The following is a 22,017-nucleotide window of genomic DNA, read 5'->3' as shown; positions in this document are numbered from 1 at the left end:
GCAATGGTGCGGTTGCGGCTATCAGCGAGGCCAGAGACGAATGGCAGCAACCAGCCTGAAGCAGGCATCTGCTCGCCCTAATTGACGGACTGCACCTGGCCGAAGTGCGACACAGCAAGTCATCCACCTTGCTGACAGCATATCAACCGAAAGCGGTCACCACCAGCGCAGCATCCACGAAACGGAAAGAGTGCGCCGGCACAAGTGGTCAGCAGCGCTGAAATCCGCAGCTGACTATTCGCACGAACTCCACCAGTAATTGAGCAGAAATACGATAGGAGCCGGGACAGTTCAGACGACTCTGGCCAAAATCCAGATACGCCCCACTTGCTGATCAAGATTGGCTGCCATCAGCACAAGGGCCTGGAACTGATCAGATGCGACCGCTCTGGCGGCCTGACTCTCCGGGATTCACATATTCTGCTAAATAGATGGGATAAGTGCACTGGCGGTTTTTCCAAGCGGCGGCATGGCGGATTTGGAATGCGAAATGATGGCGCTTTTCAAGCGCGAATCTATGGCGGTTTTGTGGTGAGCGCTAGTGGAGGAGTCCGTGCGAATATTCAGCCACTCACGAATCACATGCTGACCAGATGCTTATCCATTAGGCAAGATGCTCATGCCGTAGCCAATAGACGCGAAAAGAATGATTAGCGACCATGTGGCCATGGGTGAGCCTTCGCTTTTAAGACGAAGAAAGTCTGCTTTGCATAGCTGGAAGTCCTCCTGGAAGGTGCCAATTGAAACACCTGTGAAAAGGTTCTGCGTGACCAGCGTCTGCTGGGTGATGACCTGGTTTTCGCATATGCCCTCTGTCATTCACTCTCCATGAAACTGCTACTTGCTATGTGGGTCTAGCGTTTGAGTCCAGCTGCCGCCGAAGGCGGTCGGCTGGAACGAATGGCTATACGTACTCCTCCCAAGATGCTTGCGTTCGAATTGTTTGCATCTTGTCATGGGTGATGTTGGAAAAGGCCTGATAAAGGGGTGTTCCATATACGAGATGCGTCTTCGATTTGCTCGCGGCTTCTTTTGCCAGCCCTTCGTATACGAGGACAAATTTATAGGCTAGGGGGTGACCGGTAGCGTCACCAAGCAAACTGAAGAAGTCTAGCTTGGCTTTGTGTGGCACTTGCCCGACAACTATGGCGTCGATGTATCGAAAGACTGCTTCTTCGTCCCCGTACCTGACCTGCTTACCAATCGGCGCAAGAATCTGGTCTGTTTCATAAATACTGAGGTGCATATCAATTAATCGGCGAAGAATGCTCAAAGCGCTTTTCTCTGACTCTGACCTAAGACGAAAGAAAGCCTCATCACTCTGAATTTGTCGAGTTTCCTCATTGAAGGAGTTGCTTTGAACCTTCATAGCTTCAAGGCGATAAAGCCTATACATCTCGATCAACGTTAGCAATACGGCTAGCGCGATTAGCCCCAACCCAATTGGCACAGACGGGTCCGAAACCTTAATGTCCAGGTACTTTTCGATGATGGGAACCAGAATACTGCTCCACCATGGTGATGCCCCAAGCAGAGACGCAGCCAGCGCGATGATCGCCAAGACAACCTTGGAAGCAAGCGTGCCCCGATATATTCGAAATGCCTCAAGTAAAAATTCTTTCCAACTCATCATGGTCTCTACAGAAAATCGTACGTATAACGCCCAAGTTAACCGGCACCGCAGCGCGAAGTGCGGAGGGTACCGCTACAGGCCATGGCCTGTAGTGGCGTCCGCGTTGAACGACCAATTAGGCTGCTGCGAAAAGCGAACATGATTTGACTGAATTTAAATCTCGGAAGGCCCTGGAAAGTCTTCGTACCCGGCATACATGACATAGCCAACGTAGTCCACGAATGGAACTATCCCGATTCTTTTTCCGTAGGGCGTAAAGGAACTGCCTCTGTGGCCTTGCTTCGAGCTATGTGTGATAAGTCGGTTGTCGTTTCTGACTTCTCCGATGTAGTCGCCATTTGACGCATATATTTTTCCGTTCTGAAGTCGGCCTACATTACGACCATCGCGCGTCCACAGCCGATCCCCATCCATGTAGCCAAAATACTTTCCGCTCCATGTCCATAAGTGATCCAATTTCATCTCCTTGGGTTGGTAGGCTGCACTAGAGCCTAACGTGAAATATACACCTGTGCAGGTACATATTTGGTTTGCCTGGGGGTTCAACATCTTTCTATTTCTCGACCGCCCTTGGTTTTTTCTGTGATGTACTGATAGCTATTTCGCCTGAGAATTTCCTCTCAGCTACGAGTGCTTTACAGCGCATACTAGAATAAGTTTCTTATAAAATCGCAAACCGAAATCTGCTTCGGTAGATTAAATTCATCACAGCACGCCAAGCCACCAGCTACTGCTCTATTACAGTCAAGAATTGCATTTTCTACATTTGCAATAGAGCACAAGAAAAAAATGGGGGAGTAAAACAAAATAGTTATTTACATTGTTTATCTTGTAAAAATTCGAGCCATGCTAGAACATCTACAGGTCGTCAAAGTTTTGGATACGGCACAGACTGCTGACAGCATTAATCTCAGTTCCTAAAATATACCGCTCTTCACCCCATACTGCGAAAAGTTTCTTGTCGCCACTATTTTCATTTTTATTAAGTATAAAGCTATAAGTATCCAGGAAAAGCTGTTCTAGATACTTAGATATACGATTGCTGCACTCATAGAAGCTCGCATAAATTGAAACATTATTATTGAGAAGTTTTTCTTTAATGTGAATATTGATTCTATTCTCTGCCATGCCCTTTCCTACATAAATGCATAGCATGGTGTGTGCGTTATGATCTGTACAATTTTCGAATTCAATCCAGAGGTGGTAGAGCCCAGTTTTATTGTTCAGACCTTTTAGGTACATTTTATGTGTAATATCACCAATAATATCGTCTGCATTGGTTGGCAAGTGAGTGCAAAAATTACTTTGATTTATAATTTCATGTACTGAAGGTGGGTTGCGAAGTTCTTTTATTGCGATGTTATCAAAATCTGGATATTGCGGATTCTGACAGAGAAAACTATCATCGTAGCAGCTTGACATCTATAAGTCCCTTGAAGAGTTTCTAAGGAATATACTTGAATCGCCCTTTGTTTGCTATATAAATTTCAGCTACTTCCAATAGGAAAGCAGCCATTTTTCTCAGTTGCTCGATCGTCAGCTAAGGCCGATCTGCCGCCACACCAATACGATTTGGTTGCCTAACCAACTAATCTTTAGGCATGCTGATGGCTCAATGTTTAGGAACTTCGGAGAGCGCCTATGAGCCGCACAAATAGTGCGTTTTCATCAGCCCCTTTCCAACGGTTGATGAATCGACACACGACTTGAAGATTACCAGGCTCATAGTGACCGTTGCTATCGATGCGATCCAGAGACGCAAGCATCTCGACGTCTTCACATTGCTCATCTGGCCGGAGCGGCAGGCCACTAATGGCGCAACAGCCATCTTGTTTCTCGATTAGAGCCAGCACGTATAACGCGAATTCCTCTTGTGACGTGAACGCATTATTCTTGTTCTTTATTGTCTTGTATGCCACCTGTCCGTTGGACTGGGAGGTTGTCTGCTGAGCAGTACTTACTAATCGATCCACCACCTGCTTCCACATGCTCATCTTGTTTTCACGTGCTGTGTGAGGCTCTGGAACCTCCAATTTTTCAACTACGGTAGGTAACTCTTGCTCCGACGCCTCGGAGGTGGCATCTGCGAGGATCTGCCATCTAACACTTGGGTTAAGCATCTGCCGCTCATTCTTGAAACTTTGGAGGAATGTCAGAGCATCGCCGACAGAAGAAAAACCAATACGAAACCAATCGACCGGATCTCCGCGCTGGTGAACCTTGGGATCTTGTCCACCAAACAGACACTTTTGATACCGGAGCCACTTCACAAGTGCCCCCCTCTCACGATCGGTATCCGCTAAGTGAGCATAGTCCAGAGCAAACTCAACTTCGTGATCCGGCGCATTATCAGAGAAGTATGCGGAGGCAACCTGCTTACCGTCGCTACTGATTCGAAAGCCATGTTTGAGATCCCACTTTAGTTTTCGACGCTCACCAGGAACCGCACAAAGAAATTTTTGCGCCAAAATCTTCCGACTGCTCTCAGAAATAGAAGTTTTCATATCTAAGAACCTGTACCTAAGTGATGAATGTATTATCAGTAGCGTCAAACATGTGCTGTTGGGAATGAGTTCTTCAGGCCAGATTTCTGAAAGTTAATCACACCGCCCGAAGTTTCAATCAGTTCAGCAGTTTTCTTCTCTGAATGTGACGGCTTTGACCCACTTGTACCAGCTATTGCTGGAAACCCCAAGCCGGGCGGAAACTTCGGCAACAGAGTAGCCGCGCTCAGTGACCTGCTTGACGGCTTCTTCTTTGAATTCAGGGGTGAAACGCTGTGTGCTCATGGACATCCTCCCATGCTAAAATCATAGAGCAGGATTTCCTACAGGAGCCGGGGCAGCCCAAGCCACCATTGAGGTAACAAGTAAATAGGGGCAACTCATTCCTTTGGCACCAACCTCATAGAGTTCCTTTCAGGCTATATCCGCCGCTAAAAGTGAACTCCCCACTCTGAAACAACAGGATCTCAGTGATAGTAGATTCATTATCTGTAAGCGGGAAAAAAGCACCTCCCGGCTCTCCATGCAAGTAGAAATCCCCCAACTTCGCATCACAGTACTCACAGTGATTCATCCAGCATCTGGAATTTTTGGTACTTGAATAATCAGGACGATATTTAGGAGCCCGCTCCTTCAAGACAATGAACAAGCGGTGATCCACTTCATTCAGGTCACAGAGATCGACCAAACTGTTGTCATTATCAACTGAGTAAATGTATGGCTCATCATCATCGTCATACTCGACATCGTTAATAGAGGAAGCACCAAGGCAGTACACATGACTGTTCTCACCACACTTCCAGCACCTCTCAACTGATGTTCGTAAGTAGACGGGTGCAACCATGACTTGCTGCACGGCTACCTGTGGGAGCCACTTAGTAAAAGGACTTGGTTCTACCCCATCAGGTACAAACCACTTCTTTGCTTGCGCATCCCACCTTGCGCCAAGGGACTTGGCTTCATCCTTCTCAGAGAAGGATACGTTTAGGTATAGCGGCATCACCCTCTCCTTTTCATTTCGTTATCATAGATCTTTGGAGGCTCAGACACACCTGACATGCTGAATTACCTCTGATCAGATACTTCAATGGCTGCTCTCAAAGCGAGAACGACCCAAAGCTACAGAGGAAAGCAGTCATTCAGACTGGGACTATCGCCATGGGCCGATAGCTGACTAATTGCTAACGTTGCGCAGGATACATCCCAAGCGGCTAAAGCCGACCTGTGGACAGATCGAGCGTAGGATCCGATCGTCGACAATAGCAGTGGATCGGAAGCCGGTAATACTTTCTAGTAATGCTTAGCACCACACAACATCAGTGAACGATTCACACGTTCTTTCGTCTGAGATCATAGACAGCACCGACAGACCCGTTTCCTAATTGCGGATACGACAGGTAGGGAAGGTCAACATCATTCACAAATGAAATACTTATAATCTGGATTGCAATTGTAAGCACTTCCCCTTACAATTTTTCCATCCGAGCTGACGGATTACTCAGCCTTTCAAATTCCCCCCTGTGACGCCACGCCTTCCTTTGGTTATGTGCGTCATTTGTTGGTTACGCACCAGCCTATCAACCAGTTTTGTTGTGCCACACGGCACACAACACCCTACCCCTTCAAGTAGGTACCATACATGCTCATACAGCATGTTATGTAAACAAACACGTCCAAAAAGCAGGTTTTGTTTACATATTTCTTTACGTTTTTCAAGAAGTCTCATTTAAATCATAGTGTTACACTGGTATTTACATGCCAAGGTATGCACAACCGTTCTGAGTCAGCCTCAGACGGAACCGTACCGATCTGCCAACCCCAGTCACCGATGTGACTGGGGTTTTTCTTTGTGGCGGCCAGGGCGGGTTGCCCGCCCGTCGCCGCCGGCATGCCTATACCACAACGCTGATGCGGTCTCCGGACTCGGCCGGCGATAAAGCGCGGACTTTCCGGGTAGCGGGAAAAAACATGACAAATAATCGCTCAGGAATGGCCTATTGTTAGGAGGACGCGGGCGATCAGCCCGGCTGGAGGCGGCAGCCAAGGCTGCCGCGATGGCCACCCGGTACAGTGCACAACAGGATTTGCTGCCTACCCATGAAATCCGAGTCCCCTCCCGAGCTGCAGGACCTCCCGCCGGAGATGCCGACCCTGATCGCGCGTCTGGCCTGGGGCGGCGGCACGCTGGTCACCCTGCTGGTGCCGCTGATCTTTTTCGTGGTTGGCTACCAGAGCGAGGTGGCGCGCCTGGAGTCAGCCCTGCAGGTCGGCGTCTACAGCAATGCCAAACAGCCGCGCGCGCATGCCGGCAAGGCACGGGAAGCACTGCACTCGCCACCGGCGGTGCTGGCCGCCCTGAACTGGCTGCCGGGCCACACCAGCATCCGCATCACCGACGACAGGAAGCAGCTGCTGGCCGGGCAAAATGCGACGCCGCGCTGGCCGCAGCTGACCCGCAGCGCCGCCCTGAACTTGGGCGCCGAGCACCCCGGGCAACTGGCGGTGAGCCGCTCCATCCGCCCGCTGCTGCTGTACTGCCTGTTGATGTCCATTCCCGGGCTGATACTCGGCATCATCACCTTCATCACGCTGCGTGACCTGCCGATGCGCGTCTTCCGCCGCACCTTGCAGGAGATCGCCATCCGCAAGGTGACCGAGGAAAAACTGGCCAAGTCACTGTCCATTTTCTCCGCCACGCTGGAATCCACCGCCGACGGCATTTTCGTCACCGACATCCACGGCCGGGAGGTGGTGGCCAACCAGCGCTTCCGCAATATGTGGTCGCTGCATCAGGCGGCCGACATCTACGCCAACAACAACGAAACCCTGATCGAGCTGACCAACAAGCTGCGCGATCCGACCGACTTTCTGGCGACGCTGCGGGATCTGACCAAGCACATCGACGTCAACCAGGGCACCACCCTCGAATTGCGCGACGGCCGCCACTTCGAGTGGAACTCGCAACCCCAGTTCGTCAATGGTCAGGTGGTAGGACGGGTGACCAGCTTCCGTGACGTCAGCGACCGTAAGCAGGCGGAAGCGCTGCTAGCCATTGAAAATGAAGTGCTGGAAATGGTGGTCTGCGGCCAACCTTTGCAGGCCGCGCTGGGTGTGCTGGCCAACCATGTGGAAGTGCTGTCCGGCGAGATGTTCTGCACCATCCTGTTCCGCAAGGACAACGAAGGCGCCGAGCTGGAGTGCGTCTCCGGCCGCAGCCTGCCAAGCAATGTGGTCGACGGCATCGTCCACCACGGGCAAGCCGTGCTGGACCAGGTGTTCGCCGAGATCACGCAACTGGAAAACGCACCGAAACACGGCCTGGCGGACGAGTACAGCGGCGTGATCGAGGATATCGGCGCCCATCCGATCTGGGCAGACTACTGCCGGCTGATGGCCAGCCACGGCGTGCACGCCTGTTTTGCCGTGGCCGTACGCTCCACCGACGGCCACCTGCTGGGGCTGATCGTGGCGCACTACCGCCACCCGTCAAAACAGCAGCCGCATGACCGCGAGCTGATGTGGGTCGCCGCCCACCTGGTCCGTATTGCCATCGAGCGGCGACAAGCAGAAGAGCGGCTGCAAGTGCTGGCCCACTACGACACCCTGACCCGGCTGCCGAACCGGGCGCTGTTTCACGACCGCCTCAACCAGGCGCTAGCCCGTCTGGAAAGAAACAAGGGGTTGGTGGCGCTGATGTTCATCGACCTCGACCGCTTCAAAACCATCAACGACACGCTGGGCCACGACCTGGGCGACCAGCTGCTGCGCGAGGTGTCGGCGCGCCTGCTGATGTGCGTGCGCGAGATAGATACCGTGGCGCGACTCGGTGGCGACGAATTCACCATTATTCTGGAGCAGATCAACAAGGCCGAAGACGCAGCCAGCGTGGCCGGCAAGATCATCGAGGTGTTCGCAGCGCCGTTCCGCCTCGGCCACCAGGAGACCTTTGTCACGCCCAGCATCGGCATCACCATTTACCCGGCGGACAGCGACAACAGCAGCCACCTCATCAAGTACGCGGACACCGCGATGTACCGGGCCAAGGAGGATGGCGGCAACGGCTACCGCTTCTTCACCACCGAAATGAACACCCTCGCCACCGACCGTCTGGAAATGGAAAGCGGCCTGCGCCGCGCGCTGGAGCGGGGAGAATTCGTCGTTTACTACCAGCCCAAGCTCGACCTGGCCAGCAACAGCATTACCGGTGCCGAGGCGCTGCTGCGCTGGAAGCACCCGCGCCGCGGGCTGATCTGCCCGGACGAGTTCATTCCGATCCTGGAAGAAACCGGCCTGATCGAACAGGTCGGCAGCTGGGTGCTGAAAACCGTGTGCAGCCAGATCCGCACCTGGCAAGACACCCCCGGCCTGCCGCCGCTGGTCATCGCCGTCAATCTCTCCGGCCGGCAACTGCAGCGCAGCAACCTGGCCACCACCATTGCCGACATTCTCGAAGAAACCGGCGTCGAGCCGCGCTTTCTGGAGCTGGAAGTGACCGAGAGCATCCTGATGCACGATCCGCAATGCGCGGTCGACATGCTGATGCAGATCCGTAACAAGGGCATCCTGCACATCGACGTCGACGACTTCGGCACCGGCTACTCCTCGCTCAGCTACCTCAAGCAGTTCCCCATCGACTGCCTGAAGCTCGACAAGTCCTTCGTCGACGGCCTGCCGCACGACGAAGACGACATCGCCATTTCCCAGGCCGTCATCGCCATGGCCCACAGCCTGCGGCTGACCGTCATCGCCGAAGGGGTCGAGCGGGAGGAACAGCTGGCCTTCCTGCGCGGCAACGGCTGCAACATCATCCAGGGCTTCATCATCAGCCCGCCGGTGCCGGCGCAGGCCTTTGCCCAGCTGCTGCTGGAACGCGTGCAGCAGCGCTCGACCACGCTGCCCTGATGCCGTACCGCTCGCCGCCGTGCAAGCGGCCGCCCGTTACCCGCTGTCGTCCCGTCACTTGCGGCCAACATAGGCGACGCTGATCCGCCGCTCGCGTGCAATCAGGCGCATCCGTTTCGCCAGATTGTGATTGACGTAGTCCAGGATGATCACCATGTGCGCCACGCGGGACGGAAACTCCCGCTTCAGGTCGCTGCTCTTGCGCCCGCTCCAGTGCAGCACGTCCGCATAGCCCGAGGCCTGCAGCGCCCGCCGCGTGGTTTCCACCTTGTCACCGCCGATTATCATCGCCCGCATCGCTGGCCCTCCTCCACACCGTTTCGCCCACCTTATCCGGCGCCCGGACGCAGCAGAACCAAGAAAATCGCCACAACTTATCACCGCGCCGCTGCAGTCCATATTCCGGCCGCGGCAAACGCCATGAAAAACCCCGGCGCGTGACCGAGGTGTCGTCCGCGCGGCAAAGCGCCTACGCCAGCGCCTGCGCCAGATCAGCGATCAGCGCCTCGGCCGACTCGATGCCGACCGACAAGCGGATCAGGTTGTCGCTGATGCCCAGCAGCGCGCGGCGTTCGGCCGGCACAGAGGCGTGCGTCATCGCCACCGGTACGCACACCAGACTCTCCACCCCGCCCAGGCTCTCCGCCAGCGTGAACAGCCGGCTCTTGCCCAGCACCGCCTTCACCTCCGCCGCGCCGCCGTCGAGATAGAAAGACACGATGCCGCCGAAGTGGCGCATCTGTTGTCGCGCCAGCGCGTGCTGCGGATGGCTCTTCAGCCCCGGATACAGCACCCGTGTCACGCGCGGGTGCTGTTCCAGCCACTGCGCGATGGCCTGCGCATTGCGGCTGTGCTGCTCGACGCGCAAGGCCAGGGTGCGGATGCCGCGCAGCACCAGGAAGCTGGAAAACGGGTCCAGAATGGCGCCGGTGGCGTTGTGCAGGAAGGCCAGTTGCTCGGCCAGCTGCGGCCGGTCTTTGGACACCACCGCCACCCCGGCGATCACGTCGGAGTGGCCGTTCAGGTACTTGGTGGCCGAGTGCAGCACGATGTCGAAACCGTAGCCCAGCGGCTGCTGGATCACCGGCGAGGCAAAGGTGTTGTCGGCCACCGCCAGCAGCTGGTGGCGACGGGCGATGTCGGCCAGCTGCGCCAGATCGGCCAGCCGGTTCAGCGGGTTGGACGGCGTTTCCACCCACAGCATGCGGGTATTGGGCTGGATCGCCGCCTCCAGCGCCGCCGGGTCGTCGGACGGCACATAGCTGATGGACAGCCCGGCCGACTGGCTGCGCACGCGGTCGAACAGCCGCACCGAGCCGCCGTACAGGTCGTCGATGGCGACGATGTGGCTGCCGGCCGGCAGCAGGTCGAGCACGGTGGCGATGGCGGCGAGGCCGGAGCCGAAGGCGTAGCCGCGCCCGCCGCCTTCCAGCTCGGCGATGGCGCGCTCCAGCGCCTCGCGCGTCGGATTCTGGCTGCGCGAGTATTCGTAGCCGCTGTGCTCGCCCGGCGCCTGCTGGCGGTAGGTGGAGGTGGCGTAAATCGGCGGGATCACCGCGCCGAACGGGTCATCGTGCAGTCCGGCGGTCACGGACAGGGTGTGGAAATCGGTCGTCATGCTGTGTCCTTGCAAAAAGGTTGGCCGCAACGCGCGGCGGCAGCGGCCGCCATACATTGCGGGTCAAGGGAAATGCCTCAGGCGGCGCCGACGCGCTGGCGCCAGTAGGTGAGCAGGTCGCTCTGCGTGATCAGGCCCAGGTAGCGCTCGCGCTCGATCACCACCGCGATATGGCCGTTGTTGAACACCAGCAGCAGGTCCTGCAGCGAGGCGCGCGGCGAGATGGTCTCGACATTGCTGCTCATCGCGGTGAACACCGGTTGGTGGAAGTTCTCCGGCTCGCCGTGCACCGACATCAGTAGGTCCCACTCGTCGATCAGGCCGATCACCCGTTCGCCGTCGATCACCGGCAGCTGCGACACATCGTGCAGCCGCATGCGCTGGTAGACCACGGTCAGCGGTTCGTCCGGGTGGCACACCACGCTGTGGCCGTGATCGTGGCGGCGCGCGATCAGGTCGGTGATGTTGCCCACCTGCGGCGGCTGGTGCAGGCCTTGGTCGAACAGCCAGAAGTCGTTGTACATCTTGGACAGGTACTTGTTGCCGCTGTCGCAGACGAAGGTCACCACCCGCTTCGGCGTGGTCTGTGCGCGGCAGTACTGCAGCGCGGCGGCCAGCAGCGTGCCAGTGGAGGAGCCGCCGAGGATGCCCTCGTGGCGCAGCAGCTCGCGCGCGCTGTCAAAGCTTTGCCGGTCGCTGACGCGGTAGCTGCGGCCAACCTTGCTGAAGTCGGCCAGCGGCGGGATGAAGTCCTCGCCGATGCCCTCCACCAGCCAGCTGCCGGCGACGCCGTGATGGCCGTGTTCGATGTGGTCGGCCAGGATGGAGCCTTGCGGATCGGCGAGCACGAACTCGGTGTGCGGCGACACCCGCGCAAAAAAACGCGTCAGCCCGCTGAGCGTGCCGCTGGAGCCGACGCCGACCACCACCGCATCCACCTTGCCGTCCAGCTGCGCCCAGATTTCCGGCCCGGTGCCGGTTTCGTGCGCCAGCGGGTTGGCGGCGTTGTTGAACTGGTCGATGTAGAAGGCGCCGGGGATGGTGGCGGCCAGCCGCGCGGCGCGGTCCTGGTAGTAGTCCGGATCGCCCTTGCCGACATCGGAACGGGTCAGGATCACCTGCGCGCCTAGCGCCTGCAGGTGCAGCACCTTTTCGCGGCTCATCTTGTCCGGCACCACCAGGATCAGGCGGTAGCCCTTCTGCGAGGCGACCAGCGCGAGGCCCAGGCCGGTATTGCCGGCGGTGGCTTCGATGATGGTGCCGCCGGGCGCCAGCCTGCCGTCGTGTTCGGCGGCTTCGATCATCGACAGCGCGACGCGGTCCTTGATCGAGCCGGCCGGGTTCTGGTTTTCCAGCTTCAGGTACAGCTCGCAGGGGCCGGTATCGAGATGGCGCACCCGCAGCAGCGGGGTGTTGCCGATCATTTCCAGCACGCCACGGCTGCGCGGCGGCAGGCTACTGCGTGGCGGCGCCACGGACGGTGCGGCGGCGGCCAGCACCGGGGAAGAGACAGTCATGGTATTTCCTTGGATTACATTCCGGCATTCGGTGGTACCGCCGTGCCTCATTGACGGGCGCGGTCGGCATGGGACAGCGGGTGGTGGCGCTCAACACAGGCACAGGTAGGCCAGCGCGCTGCGCCGTGCCTGCTCGGGCAAGGGGCGCGTGCCGGGCAACAGCACACCAGGGGGCCGGCTGTCGGCAGTGCGCTCGGCACGCGGGGCCGCGGCCGCTAACGGCGGCACTGACGGCAGATGCGGGTTGGCAGACATGTTTGCTCCTTGTCACTGGCCGTGGCGCCGGCAACCGCGGCGCCACGGGGTCAGGCCGCCGTCCCGGCTCAGAACGCCGGCACGACCGCGCCCTGGTACTTGCTTTCAATGAAGCGCTTCGCTTCCGGGCTGTTCAGCGCGGCCGCCAGCTTCTTCACCGCGGCGCTGTCCTTGTTGTCCGGACGCGCCACCAGCAGGTTGGCGTACGGCGAGGTGGTCTCGGTGAACAGGCCGTCCTTCTTCGGATTGAGCTTGGCTTCCAGCGCGTAGTTGGCGTTGATCAGCGCCAGGTCCACCTGGTTCAGCACCCGCGGCAGGGTGGCGGCTTCCAGTTCCTTGATCTTCAGATGCTTGGGGTTGGCCGCAATGTCGCGGGTGGTCGGGTAGATGTTGCTGCGGTTTTTCAGCTTGATCACGCCGCCCTGGTCCAGCAGCAGCAAGGCGCGGCCGGCGTTGGTCGGGTCATTGGGAATCGCCACCGTGGCGCCGTCCTTCAGCTCGGCCACCCGCTTCACCTTCAGCGAGTAGGCGGCAAACGGCTCGATGTGCACCGGCTTGCTGGCCACCACCAGATTGGTGCCGCGGTCCTTGTTGAACTTGTCCAGATACGGAATGTGCTGGAAGAAGTTGGCGTCCAGCTGCTTTTCCTGCACCTGGGTGTTGGGCAGCACGTAGTCGTTGAACACTTTTACGTCCAGATCCACGCCCTGTTTGGCGAGGGTCGGCTTCAGTGCCTCCAGCAGCTCGGCGTGCGGCACCGGCGAGGCGGCCACGGTCAGCTTCACGTTCTGCGCCTGGGCGGCAAAGGTGAAACCGGCAAGGCTGAAAGCAAGGGCAAGTTTGGTCAGGCGAGTCATCATGGTTTCCTTTTCGAGAGTAAGTCTTCCCCTGCCCGGGCCGGACGGGCCAGGGCATGCAGGGGCACAGCATGGGAAAGGGTTGCGGCGCCAGGGCCGCGGAGAAATCAGAAAGCGTCAGTCAAAGCGGCAACGGCGCACCAGGCGGTCACCGGCGGATTGCAGCAGCTGTACCAGCACCAGCAGCAGCGCCACGGTGACGACCATCACCTCGGTCTGGAAGCGCTGGTAACCGTAGCGCACCGCGAGGTCGCCCAGCCCGCCGCCGCCGATGACGCCGGACATCGCGGTGTAGCCGACCAGCGCCACTGAGGTCACCGTCGCCGCGCCGATCAGGCCGGGCAGCGCCTCCGGCAGCAGCACCTTGAGCACGATCTGCGGCAGGCGCGCACCCATGGCCTGGCTGGCCTCGATCACGCCGCGATCGACCTCGCGCAGCACGTTTTCCACCAGCCGGCCGAAGAATGGCACCGCGCCCACCACCAACGGCACGATGGCGCCGGCGACGCCGATAGAGGTGCCGACCAGCAGCAGCGTCAGCGGAATCAGCACGATCAGCAGAATCACGAACGGCAGCGAGCGCAGCACGTTCACCAGGAAGGACAACACCGCGTACAGCCGCGGCCGCGCGCGCAGCTGGCCGGGGGCGGTGACGTACAGCAGCACGCCCAGCGGCAGCCCCAGCGCCACCGTGGCCAGCAGCGACGCCCCCAGCATGGTCAGCGTATCCAGCGTGGCGGCGCCGATCTCCGGCCAGTCCACGCTCAGCAACAGGTTCCAGTCAAAATCCGCCATCACAGCACCTCGCAACGCACGCCCTCGCGGGCAAAAATGTCCGGCAATGCCGACACCGCGACATCGCTGGCCACCACACCGGCCAGCAGCTGGCCGAACGGCGTGGCCTTGATTTCCGACAGCGTGCCGGACAGCAGGTTGACGCGCAGGCCGGTCTCGCGGCCAACCTTGTCCAGCACCGGCTGCAGCGCCGGCTCGCCGACAAAGGTCAGCTTCAGCACCGGCGTGCTGATGCGCTCGCGCCACTGCCCTTGCAGCGCGCCCTGGCCGAAGCCGGTCTCCGCCAGCAGGCTCTGCGTCACCGCGTGCTGCGGCTGCAGCAACACGTCGATCACCCGCCCCTGCTCCACCACGCGGCCGTGATCGAGCACCGCCACCTCGTCGCACAGCTGGCGGATGACGCGCATGTCGTGGGTAATCAGCACGATGGTCAGCCCCAGCTGGCGGTTGATGTCGGCCAACAGCGCCAGGATGGCGTCGGTGGTTTCCGGGTCCAGCGCCGAGGTCGCCTCGTCGCACAGCAGCACGTCGGGGTGGTTGGCCAGCGCGCGGGCAATGCCCACCCGCTGCTTCTGGCCGCCGGACAGCTGCGCCGGGCGCTTGTGCTGGTGATCCTGCAGCCCGACCAGCGCCAGCAGCTCGGCCACCCGCGCATCCATCTGCGCGGCGTCCAGCTCGCCGGCCAGCTCCAGCGGGAAGCGCACGTTGGCCGCAACCGTGCGCGAGCGCAGCAGGTTGAAGTGCTGGAACACCATACCGATGCGCTGGCGGCGCTGTTGCAGCTGGCGTTCGCTGTAGGCGGTCAGCGCGTCGTCACCGATGCGCACCTCGCCGCTGTCCGGACGCTCCAGCAGGTTGAGGCAGCGAATCAGCGTGCTCTTGCCGGCACCGGAGCGGCCGATGATGCCGAAGATGGCGCCCTCGCCGATGCGCAGGCTGACCCGGTCAAGGGCGGCAACGCGGCGGCCGTGGTGGGTGTAGTGTTTGGTCAGGCCTCGTACTTGGATCATGGTGGCTTTCTCGCGGACCCGGCGTGGGTGTTTCAGTGTTCAGCCGCGTCATTTGCGCTGGCAGGAGGCCAGTGTAGTGCGCCCACTTAAAAACCAAAAACGATATAAATTGATTTTTTCATTACTTTTTGTGATATCAAAAATCGCGACGGCCAGACGCATCGCCGCATAGCCAAGGCAAAAAAACAGGCGCTGCCACACGGCAGCGCCTGGGGTGATACCCGCCCGGCTCCGACTCAGAACACCGGCACCACCGCGCCCTGGTATTTCTGCTCGATGAACTGCCGCACCTCCGGCGTGGTCAGTGCGGCGACCAGTTTCTTCAGCGCCGGGCTTTGCCGGTTGTCGGCGCGCGACACCAGAATGTTGGCGTACGGCGAGCGCTTGTCCTCGATGAACAGCGCGTCTTGCGTCGGCTTCAGCCCGGCCTGCAGCGCGTAGTTGGTATTGATCAGCGCCAGATCCAGCTGCGTCAGCAGCCGCGGCAATGTTGCCGCCTCCAGCTCCTTCAGCTGCAGTTTTTTCGGGTTGGCAATCACGTCGCGGGCGGTGGCCAGGATATTGCCGGGGTCCTTCAGCGTGATCAGGCCCTGCTTCTGCAGCAGCAACAAGGCACGCGCGGCATTGGACGGATCATTGGGGATGCCGACCACCGCGCCATCCGGCAGCTCGGCCAGCTTGCGGTACTTGCGCGAGTAGGCGCCGAACGGCTCGACATGGATCGCCGCCACCGTCACCAGCGCCGTGCCCTTGCTCTTGTTGAAGCCGTCGAGGAAGGGCTGGTGCTGGAAGTAGTTGGCGTCGATCTCCTTGTTGGCGACGGCGAAGTTTTCCTGCAGGCCGTTGGTGAAGACGCGGACTTTCAGCTCCACGCCATCCCTGGCCAGCCGGGCCTTGACCTGGTCGAGAATCTCGGCGTGCGGCACCGCCTCGGCACCGATGGTGAGCACCTCGGCGTGGGCCGACACGGCAAACAGCAGCGCCACGGCGGTGGCGGACAACAGCGAACGGTGTTTCATGGTGTTTCCTTCGGGTAGTGGCACAAAGAGGTTCAGGCGCTGGCGGCCAGCACGTCGGCGTAGTGGCGGCGCGCCACCTCCGGGTGCGAGCGCAGGCGGCCCTTGAGCATGTTGAAACCGGTTTCGTAGAACAGCGGGTTAGCCGGATCGGTCGCCGGGCCGGGCGCCTCGCGCGCCAGCTCCGGCGTCAGCGGCAGCAGCGGCACCGTGGCATCCAGTCGCGGGCCGAGGAAAAACGCCACCGACAGCCGCTCGCGCCCCGCCGCCGGGCTGAGCACGCGGTGCACGGTGGCGCGCAGATAGCCGTTGGAGGCCAGCTCCAGCGCTTCGCCGATATTGACGATGAAGGTGCCGGCCACCGGCGGCGCATCAACCCAGCCGCTGGCGGTCTCCACCTGCAGCCCGGCTTCGCGGTCCTGCAGCAGCAGGGTCAGGAAACCGCTGTCCTTGTGCGCGCCGACACCCTGATCGCTCGGTGTCTGCTCCTGGCCGGGGTAGCGGATGATTTTCAGGTGCTGGATCGGCGCCGCGAGAAAGGCGTCGTCAAAACTGTCGGCCGGTTGCTGCAGCGCCTCGGCAAAGGCACGCAGCAGGCGGATCGACACCGCGGTCACTTCCGCCTGCCACGCCAGCAAGGCCGGGCGCAGTGCCGGCAGCGCCGCCGGCCACTGGTTCGGCCCCTGCAGACGCGTCCACACCGGCACCACCTTGGCCGCGGCCAGCGGCGGGCGCTCGGCACCGATGTCGAACTGCTCGCGCCAGTCCGGCCGCTGGCGGGTGATCTCGTGGCCGGCAGCGGTGTAACCGCGAAAATGCGGCGACTGCACCATGTCCACCGCGCGCTTGTCCTCCTGCGGCAGGGCGAAGAAATCACGCGCCGTGGCCAGCACCCGCGCCGCCTGTTCCTCGGCGATGCCGTGACCGTTCAGGTAGAAAAAACCGACATCGCGTGCCGCGGCACGCAGGTCGCGCAGGAAGGCGGCACGCCGGGCGGGACTGCCGTCCAGATCGCTCAGCGTGAGCAAGGGCAGATTGAGTGACGGGGATTGCGACATGGGAGGCTCCTGACGGGTAGCGGGCGGTGCTGCTTGCCACAGCGCAGGCAAACGGCCTGCGAACCACCCCAATCTAGCCAAGGCCGAACAAAACCAAAAACGATTAAAAATGGTTTTGTTATTACCCTATGGAATTTCAGCACCACGATCACGCCGCAGCCTCCGCTGCCATGGTGCCCCCCAGCCGCCTACGGCAGCGCCTGGACCAGTGCGGCGATGTGTTGTGGGGTCATGCCGCAGTGCCCGACCACACTGGCGCCCCGCTCCACCCGCAATGCCGGCACGGAGACCGCCCCGTGGAAAGGCTCGGTCATGGTGAATACCGGCGCGCGTGGCATTGGGCCTTCGGAGTCGGCGGCCAGGACGGCCGTGCGGCGCGTGGATCGACACCGCACTCCCCAAGCCGCCACCTCGCTGGCAGCTTTTCCAATGCGGATTTTCTGCAAAGCATTGCACCCGGCCACCAGATATTCAAATCGGATTTTCTTGGTTAGTCGCCGCGAACGGCAACCGTATAGTGGCTCCACCCCGGCAACACGGCTCACCAGGAAATTGTCATGCCAGAGAACCAAACACCCCTTAACCCCTCCGCTGTCAGCACGGCGGATGCCGCGCTGTTGCTGAGCACCGCCCGTGAACGGGCGCAGGCCGCCGGCCTCGCCTACGCCGGCTGCCTGTACCCGCAGGAAGCGTGGTCGCTGGTCGAGGCTGGCGTCGCACGGCTGGTCGACGTGCGCACCGTGGAAGAGCGCAAGTTTGTCGGCCACGTGCCCGGCTCGCTGCACGTGGCGTGGCAAAGCGGCACCGCGCTGCTCAGGAACCCGCGCTTCCTGCGCGAGCTGGAAGGCAAGGCCGGCGGCAAGGATGCGGTGATCGTGCTGCTGTGCCGCAGCGGCAAGCGCTCCGCCGCCGCCGCCGAGGCGGCCACCCGCGCCGGCTTCAGCCAGGTATTCAACGTGCTGGAAGGCTTCGAAGGCGATCTGGACGAGCAGAACCGCCGTGGCGACGTCGGCGGCTGGCGCCATCACCGCCTGCCGTGGCAGCAAGACTAGCAAGACCCTTTTACTGGAGCGGCTTACATGAATGATCGTGCCAAAAGCTGGCTGAACCTCGCCAGTCATCAACAGAGCTGGGGCATCGAGAGCATCGTGCGCGAGCTGCGCAGCGCACGCCAGGCCTGGCGCCAGGCCCACGGCCGCACCCGCGAGCTGGGCGGGCGCGAGTTTCCGGCGCGCGATGCGCTGCGCGACATCGCCAATGCGCTGTGCGGCGTGCTGTTTCCGATGCGGCTGGGGCCGCCAGAGCTGAGCGAGAGCAGCGAAGACTTTTACGTCGGCCACACCCTGGCGCAGGCACTGGACGCGCTGGTCAGGCAACTGCAGCTGGAGCTGAGCTACTCGGCACGGCTGCAGGGGCTGAGTGATAGCCGCAGCGAAACGCAGGCGGTGGCGATTGCCAGGGGCCTGGCCACCGCGCTGCCCGCACTGCGCCGCGTGCTGGATGCAGACGTGCACGCCGCCTACCTCGGCGATCCGGCGGCACGCAGTGTGGACGAGGTGCTGCTGTGCTACCCCGGCATCACCGCCATCATCTATCACCGCCTGGCGCACCACCTATACCGCGCCGGCGTGCCGCTGGTGGCGCGCATTCTCGCCGAAATCGCGCACTCGGAAACCGGCATCGACATCCACCCCGGCGCACAGATCGGCAAGGGCTTTTTCATCGACCACGGCACCGGCGTGGTGATCGGCGAAACCGCCGTCATCGGCGAGCGGGTACGGCTGTACCAGGCGGTAACGCTGGGCGCCAAGCGCTTTAACAGCGACGCCGACGGCAAGCTGGAAAAAGGCCAGCCGCGCCACCCGATCGTGGAAGACGACGTGGTGATCTACGCCGGCGCCACCCTGCTGGGACGCATCACCATCGGCCAGGGCGCCACCATCGGCGGCAATGTCTGGCTCACCCGCGACGTGCTGCCCGGCAGCCACATTACCCAGGCCAACAGCCAGAACATTACCGGCACGCAGCATCTGCGCTAGCCGTCCCCTTTTTTTCTGCAACCAACGCCACACTAAGGAACCATCATGGCCGAACATCAGGATGCCCAACTGGCACTGGGCGACAACGCCGCCCGCCAGCTGGCGAACGCCACCAAGACCGTCCCGCAACTGTCCACCATCAGCCCGCGCTGGCTGGTGCACCTGCTGCAGTGGACCCCGGTCGAGGCCGGCATCTTCCGCCTCAACCGCGTGAAAAACGCCGGCAATATGCGCGTCGCGTGCTCGCAGCGCGACGAAGCCGAGCTGCCGCAAACCTTCGTCGACTACGAAGACCAGCCGCGCGAGCTGTTCCTCAATGCCGTCACCACGGTGCTGGACGTGCACACCCGCGTCTCCGACCTGTACAGCAGTCCGCACGACCAGATCAAGGAACAGCTGCGCCTGACCATCGAGACCATCAAGGAGCGCCAGGAATCCGAGCTGATCAACAACCCGGAATACGGCCTATTGGCCAATGTCGACGACACGCAGCGCATCAGCACCCTCACCGGCGCGCCGACGCCGGACGACTTTGACGAGCTGCTGACCAAGGTCTGGAAAGAGCCGGGCTTCTTCCTCGCCCACCCGCTGGCCATCGCCGCCTTCGGCCGCGAGTGCACCCGCCGCGGCGTGCCGCCACCGACCGTCAGCCTGTTCGGCTCGCAGTTCATCACCTGGCGCGGCGTGCCCATTATCCCGTCGGACAAGCTGCCGATCGACGAACACGGCAAGACCAAGATCCTGCTCTTGCGCGTCGGCGACAAGCGCCAGGGCGTGGTCGGCCTGTATCAGCCGGGCGTGGCCGGCGAACAAAGCCCGGGGCTGTCGGTGCGCTTCATGGGCATCAACCGCAACGCCATCGCCTCCTACCTGATTTCGCTGTATTGCTCGCTGGCGGTGCTGACCGAAGACGCACTGGCGGTGCTCGAAGACGTGGAGATTGGCAAGTACCATGACTATCCAGACACTTACAAGTAAGCCCGACGGTCTGCCGGATGCGGGCGAGCTGGCGCGGCTGGCCAACGCCTTCTTCAGCAGCCTGCCCGGCCAGACGCCGCAGGACAGCGGCACGCTGACTCCGCCATCCAGCGCGGCGCAGCCGGCGATCCAGCCGCTGCCGGCCGCGGCACCGGCCACCCCGGCCGGTGGCGGCCTGCGCGACCCGGCGGCCTACGCCGTGCCGCAAGGCTATGCGGCCAACGTGCCACAGTTCGCCGCAGCGCAGCCGTCTGCCCCGACGGCGGGCGGTGCACCGGCCTCGTCACCGTACTACTTCGTGAGCGAGGGCGGCCGCTACGGCGAGCTGGCCGGCAGCACCCCGGCCGCACCGCTGCCCGGGGTGGACGATCGCGTCACCGCGCAGTCGTTCGGCCTGCCCGGCGAGGACGTGCTGCGTGCGCTGCTGGCCGGCGACAGCCGCCAACAGCTTGCGACACCGGCGCCTGCGGCCACCGCAGCCAGCGGCCAGTTCTACTTCCTGGAACCGGCAGCGAAGCTGGACAAGGCGCCGGATTTCGACCGCCACGTCGCCAGCCGCCAGCACGGCTTTGACGTCAACGCCATCCGCCGCGACTTCCCGATCCTGGCGGAGCGCGTCAACGGCAAGCCGCTGATCTGGCTGGACAACGCCGCCACCACCCACAAGCCGCAAGCGGTGATCGACCGCATCGCGTACTTCTACCAGCACGAGAACTCCAACATCCACCGCGCGGCGCACGAGCTGGCCGCGCGCGCTACCGACGCCTACGAGGCCGCCCGCAACAAGGTGGCGCGCTTCATCGGCGCGGCCACGCCCGAAGAGATCATCTTCGTGCGCGGCGCCACCGAGGCGATCAACCTGGTGGCCAATACCTGGGGGCGGCAGAACATCGGCGCCGGCGACGAGATCATCGTCTCCAACCTGGAGCACCACGCCAACATCGTGCCGTGGCAGCAGCTGGCGGCCAGCGTCGGCGCCAGGATCCGCGTGATCCCGGTGGACGACAGCGGCCAGATCCTGCTCGACGAGTACCGCCAGCTCTTGAACAGCCGCACAAAACTGGTGGCCATCACCCAGGTGTCCAACGCGCTGGGTACGGTGACGCCGGTGGCGGAGATCGTGGCGCTGGCGCACGCCGCCGGGGCCAAGGCACTGGTGGACGGAGCGCAGTCGGTATCGCACCTGCGCGTCAACGTGCAGGCGCTGGACGCGGACTTCTTCGTGTTCTCCGGACACAAGGTGTTCGCGCCGACCGGCATCGGCGTGGTGTACGGCAAGGCGGCACTGCTGGAGGCGATGCCGCCGTGGCAGGGTGGCGGCAACATGATCGCCGACGTCACCTTCGAGAAGACGCTGTACCAGCCGGCGCCGAACAAGTTCGAGGCCGGCACCGGCAACATCGCCGACGCGGTGGGACTGGGTGCGGCCATCGACTACGTGGAGCGCATCGGCCTGGACAACATCGCGCGCTACGAGCACGACCTGCTGGTCTACGCCACGCACGGTCTGCAGAGCGTGCCGGGGCTGCGCCTGATCGGCACCGCCGAGCACAAGGCCAGCGTGCTGTCCTTCGTGCTGCCGGGCTACCGCACCGAGGAGATCGGCCGCGCGCTAAACCAGCAAGGCATCGCGGTGCGCTCCGGCCACCACTGCGCGCAGCCGATCCTGCGCCGTTTCGGGCTGGAGGCGACGGTGCGGCCGTCGCTGGCGTTCTACAACACCTGCGAGGAAATCGACACGCTGGTGGCGGTGGTGCAGCAACTGGCCAAGCGCTGAATTTGACCGGGTAGCACCCAAGGTTGGCCGCAGCAGTATTGCGGCCAACCTTTTTTAT

20 protein-coding genes and 2 pseudogenes are annotated in these 22,017 nt (G+C 61.4%); 5 read left to right on the top strand and 17 right to left on the bottom strand.

Features of this window, described 5'->3' with window-relative positions; genetic code table 11:
- Positions 1 to 597: 597 nt before the first annotated feature.
- The 7 genes and pseudogenes from PQU89_RS11400 to PQU89_RS11375 all read right to left on the bottom strand — a co-directional run bounded on the left by PQU89_RS11400 (position 598) and on the right by PQU89_RS11375 (position 5,137).
- The gene (locus PQU89_RS11400) at positions 598 to 819 is read right to left on the bottom strand and encodes a hypothetical protein (RefSeq protein ID WP_272765936.1); all 222 of its coding nucleotides are present in this window, start codon (positions 817 to 819) and stop codon (positions 598 to 600) included.
- 85 nt (positions 820 to 904) lie between these two features.
- The gene (locus PQU89_RS11395) at positions 905 to 1,633 is read right to left on the bottom strand and encodes a hypothetical protein (RefSeq protein ID WP_272765935.1); all 729 of its coding nucleotides are present in this window, start codon (positions 1,631 to 1,633) and stop codon (positions 905 to 907) included.
- Positions 1,634 to 1,786: 153 nt separating this feature from the next.
- Positions 1,787 to 2,095 (bottom strand): 4-fold beta flower protein, encoded by a 309-nt coding sequence (locus PQU89_RS17165; protein WP_373322808.1) that lies wholly within the window; start codon positions 2,093 to 2,095, stop codon positions 1,787 to 1,789.
- Positions 2,096 to 2,491: 396 nt separating this feature from the next.
- Positions 2,492 to 3,055, bottom strand: a complete 564-nt coding sequence (locus PQU89_RS11390) for a hypothetical protein (RefSeq protein WP_272765934.1) — start codon at positions 3,053 to 3,055, stop codon at positions 2,492 to 2,494.
- Positions 3,056 to 3,252: 197 nt separating this feature from the next.
- The gene (locus PQU89_RS11385; protein ID WP_272765933.1) at positions 3,253 to 4,137 is read right to left on the bottom strand and encodes a hypothetical protein; all 885 of its coding nucleotides are present in this window, start codon (positions 4,135 to 4,137) and stop codon (positions 3,253 to 3,255) included.
- 147 nt (positions 4,138 to 4,284) lie between these two features.
- Positions 4,285 to 4,422 (bottom strand): annotated as a pseudogene (locus PQU89_RS11380) (transposase); the annotation flags it as partial.
- A gap of 115 nt (positions 4,423 to 4,537) precedes the next feature.
- Positions 4,538 to 5,137 (bottom strand): DUF5710 domain-containing protein, encoded by a 600-nt coding sequence (locus tag PQU89_RS11375; RefSeq protein WP_272765932.1) that lies wholly within the window; start codon positions 5,135 to 5,137, stop codon positions 4,538 to 4,540.
- Between the two features lie 1,097 nt (positions 5,138 to 6,234).
- On the opposite strand from PQU89_RS11375, the gene PQU89_RS11370 reads away from it, so the two are divergent.
- On the top strand, positions 6,235 to 9,039 hold the full coding sequence (locus tag PQU89_RS11370) for a sensor domain-containing protein (RefSeq protein ID WP_272765931.1): 2,805 nt from the start codon (positions 6,235 to 6,237) through the stop codon (positions 9,037 to 9,039).
- A 54-nt stretch (positions 9,040 to 9,093) separates the two neighbouring features.
- Here PQU89_RS11370 and PQU89_RS11365 read toward each other — a convergent pair whose 3' ends face one another.
- From PQU89_RS11365 to PQU89_RS11325, 10 genes and pseudogenes are all read right to left on the bottom strand, one after another.
- On the bottom strand, positions 9,094 to 9,336 hold the full coding sequence (locus PQU89_RS11365) for a DUF2325 domain-containing protein (protein ID WP_272765930.1): 243 nt from the start codon (positions 9,334 to 9,336) through the stop codon (positions 9,094 to 9,096).
- 172 nt (positions 9,337 to 9,508) lie between these two features.
- A complete protein-coding gene (locus PQU89_RS11360; RefSeq protein WP_272765929.1) occupies positions 9,509 to 10,657 on the bottom strand; it encodes a trans-sulfuration enzyme family protein in 1,149 nt (382 codons plus the stop codon).
- 77 nt (positions 10,658 to 10,734) lie between these two features.
- Positions 10,735 to 12,174, bottom strand: a complete 1,440-nt coding sequence (locus tag PQU89_RS11355; protein ID WP_272765928.1) for a pyridoxal-phosphate dependent enzyme — start codon at positions 12,172 to 12,174, stop codon at positions 10,735 to 10,737.
- Positions 12,175 to 12,497: 323 nt separating this feature from the next.
- Complete coding sequence (locus tag PQU89_RS11350) at positions 12,498 to 13,289, bottom strand: MetQ/NlpA family ABC transporter substrate-binding protein (RefSeq protein WP_272765927.1); 792 nt, start codon at positions 13,287 to 13,289, stop codon at positions 12,498 to 12,500.
- Between the two features lie 114 nt (positions 13,290 to 13,403).
- Positions 13,404 to 14,081, bottom strand: a complete 678-nt coding sequence (locus PQU89_RS11345; RefSeq protein WP_272765926.1) for a methionine ABC transporter permease — start codon at positions 14,079 to 14,081, stop codon at positions 13,404 to 13,406.
- Positions 14,081 to 14,302 carry an NIL domain-containing protein gene (locus PQU89_RS17200; protein WP_441373051.1) on the bottom strand — a complete coding sequence of 74 codons (222 nt, stop codon included), beginning with the start codon at positions 14,300 to 14,302 and terminating at the stop codon, positions 14,081 to 14,083. Before PQU89_RS17200 ends, PQU89_RS11345 begins: the two co-directional genes overlap by 1 nt.
- Positions 14,303 to 14,359: 57 nt before the next feature.
- Positions 14,360 to 15,091: pseudogene (locus PQU89_RS11340) on the bottom strand (methionine ABC transporter ATP-binding protein); the annotation flags it as partial.
- Positions 15,092 to 15,139: 48 nt separating this feature from the next.
- Positions 15,140 to 15,292, bottom strand: a complete 153-nt coding sequence (locus PQU89_RS11335; protein WP_272765924.1) for a hypothetical protein — start codon at positions 15,290 to 15,292, stop codon at positions 15,140 to 15,142.
- A gap of 35 nt (positions 15,293 to 15,327) precedes the next feature.
- A complete protein-coding gene (locus tag PQU89_RS11330) occupies positions 15,328 to 16,110 on the bottom strand; it encodes a MetQ/NlpA family ABC transporter substrate-binding protein (protein ID WP_272765923.1) in 783 nt (260 codons plus the stop codon).
- Positions 16,111 to 16,142: 32 nt separating this feature from the next.
- On the bottom strand, positions 16,143 to 17,165 hold the full coding sequence (locus PQU89_RS11325; RefSeq protein WP_272765922.1) for an isopenicillin N synthase family dioxygenase: 1,023 nt from the start codon (positions 17,163 to 17,165) through the stop codon (positions 16,143 to 16,145).
- A gap of 557 nt (positions 17,166 to 17,722) precedes the next feature.
- Between PQU89_RS11325 and PQU89_RS11320 the strand changes: the two genes are divergently transcribed.
- Genes PQU89_RS11320 through PQU89_RS11305 form a run of 4 tightly spaced genes read left to right on the top strand, consistent with a single transcriptional unit; the run spans position 17,723 to position 21,959 of the window.
- Complete coding sequence (locus PQU89_RS11320; protein ID WP_272765921.1) at positions 17,723 to 18,217, top strand: rhodanese-like domain-containing protein; 495 nt, start codon at positions 17,723 to 17,725, stop codon at positions 18,215 to 18,217.
- Positions 18,218 to 18,244: 27 nt separating this feature from the next.
- Positions 18,245 to 19,204: a serine O-acetyltransferase EpsC gene (gene epsC / locus PQU89_RS11315; protein WP_272765920.1), complete on the top strand. Its 960-nt coding sequence runs from the start codon at positions 18,245 to 18,247 to the stop codon at positions 19,202 to 19,204.
- A gap of 45 nt (positions 19,205 to 19,249) precedes the next feature.
- Complete coding sequence (locus tag PQU89_RS11310; RefSeq protein ID WP_272765919.1) at positions 19,250 to 20,182, top strand: family 2A encapsulin nanocompartment shell protein; 933 nt, start codon at positions 19,250 to 19,252, stop codon at positions 20,180 to 20,182.
- Positions 20,157 to 21,959 (top strand): family 2A encapsulin nanocompartment cargo protein cysteine desulfurase, encoded by a 1,803-nt coding sequence (locus PQU89_RS11305; protein ID WP_272765918.1) that lies wholly within the window; start codon positions 20,157 to 20,159, stop codon positions 21,957 to 21,959. Before PQU89_RS11310 ends, PQU89_RS11305 begins: the two co-directional genes overlap by 26 nt.
- Positions 21,960 to 22,017: the final 58 nt, after the last annotated feature.

This window comes from Vogesella indigofera (assembly GCF_028548395.1).
Classification (GTDB): Bacteria; Pseudomonadota; Gammaproteobacteria; order Burkholderiales; family Chromobacteriaceae; genus Vogesella; species Vogesella indigofera_A.
The sequence above is the reverse complement of the archived record's forward strand: the minus strand, read 5'-3'. Positions and strand labels throughout refer to the sequence as shown.

Bases quoted from the DNA above. Each gene is read 5' to 3' on its own strand.
- PQU89_RS11305 (WP_272765918.1), top strand. From the start codon at position 20,157: ATGACTATCCAGACACTTACAAGTAAGCCCGACGGTCTGCCGGATGCG.
- PQU89_RS11320 (WP_272765921.1), top strand. From the start codon at position 17,723: ATGCCAGAGAACCAAACACCCCTTAACCCCTCCGCTGTCAGCACGGCG.
- PQU89_RS11345 (WP_272765926.1), bottom strand. From the start codon at position 14,081: ATGGCGGATTTTGACTGGAACCTGTTGCTGAGCGTGGACTGGCCGGAG.
- PQU89_RS11325 (WP_272765922.1), bottom strand. From the start codon at position 17,165: ATGTCGCAATCCCCGTCACTCAATCTGCCCTTGCTCACGCTGAGCGAT.
- PQU89_RS11330 (WP_272765923.1), bottom strand. From the start codon at position 16,110: ATGAAACACCGTTCGCTGTTGTCCGCCACCGCCGTGGCGCTGCTGTTT.
- PQU89_RS11395 (WP_272765935.1), bottom strand. From the start codon at position 1,633: ATGATGAGTTGGAAAGAATTTTTACTTGAGGCATTTCGAATATATCGG.
- PQU89_RS11400 (WP_272765936.1), bottom strand. From the start codon at position 819: ATGACAGAGGGCATATGCGAAAACCAGGTCATCACCCAGCAGACGCTG.
- PQU89_RS11365 (WP_272765930.1), bottom strand. From the start codon at position 9,336: ATGCGGGCGATGATAATCGGCGGTGACAAGGTGGAAACCACGCGGCGG.
- PQU89_RS11370 (WP_272765931.1), top strand. From the start codon at position 6,235: ATGAAATCCGAGTCCCCTCCCGAGCTGCAGGACCTCCCGCCGGAGATG.
- PQU89_RS11350 (WP_272765927.1), bottom strand. From the start codon at position 13,289: ATGATGACTCGCCTGACCAAACTTGCCCTTGCTTTCAGCCTTGCCGGT.
- PQU89_RS11355 (WP_272765928.1), bottom strand. From the start codon at position 12,174: ATGACTGTCTCTTCCCCGGTGCTGGCCGCCGCCGCACCGTCCGTGGCG.
- PQU89_RS11310 (WP_272765919.1), top strand. From the start codon at position 19,250: ATGGCCGAACATCAGGATGCCCAACTGGCACTGGGCGACAACGCCGCC.
- PQU89_RS11385 (WP_272765933.1), bottom strand. From the start codon at position 4,137: ATGAAAACTTCTATTTCTGAGAGCAGTCGGAAGATTTTGGCGCAAAAA.
- PQU89_RS11390 (WP_272765934.1), bottom strand. From the start codon at position 3,055: ATGTCAAGCTGCTACGATGATAGTTTTCTCTGTCAGAATCCGCAATAT.
- PQU89_RS17165 (WP_373322808.1), bottom strand. From the start codon at position 2,095: ATGAAATTGGATCACTTATGGACATGGAGCGGAAAGTATTTTGGCTAC.
- epsC (WP_272765920.1), top strand. From the start codon at position 18,245: ATGAATGATCGTGCCAAAAGCTGGCTGAACCTCGCCAGTCATCAACAG.
- PQU89_RS11375 (WP_272765932.1), bottom strand. From the start codon at position 5,137: ATGCCGCTATACCTAAACGTATCCTTCTCTGAGAAGGATGAAGCCAAG.
- PQU89_RS11360 (WP_272765929.1), bottom strand. From the start codon at position 10,657: ATGACGACCGATTTCCACACCCTGTCCGTGACCGCCGGACTGCACGAT.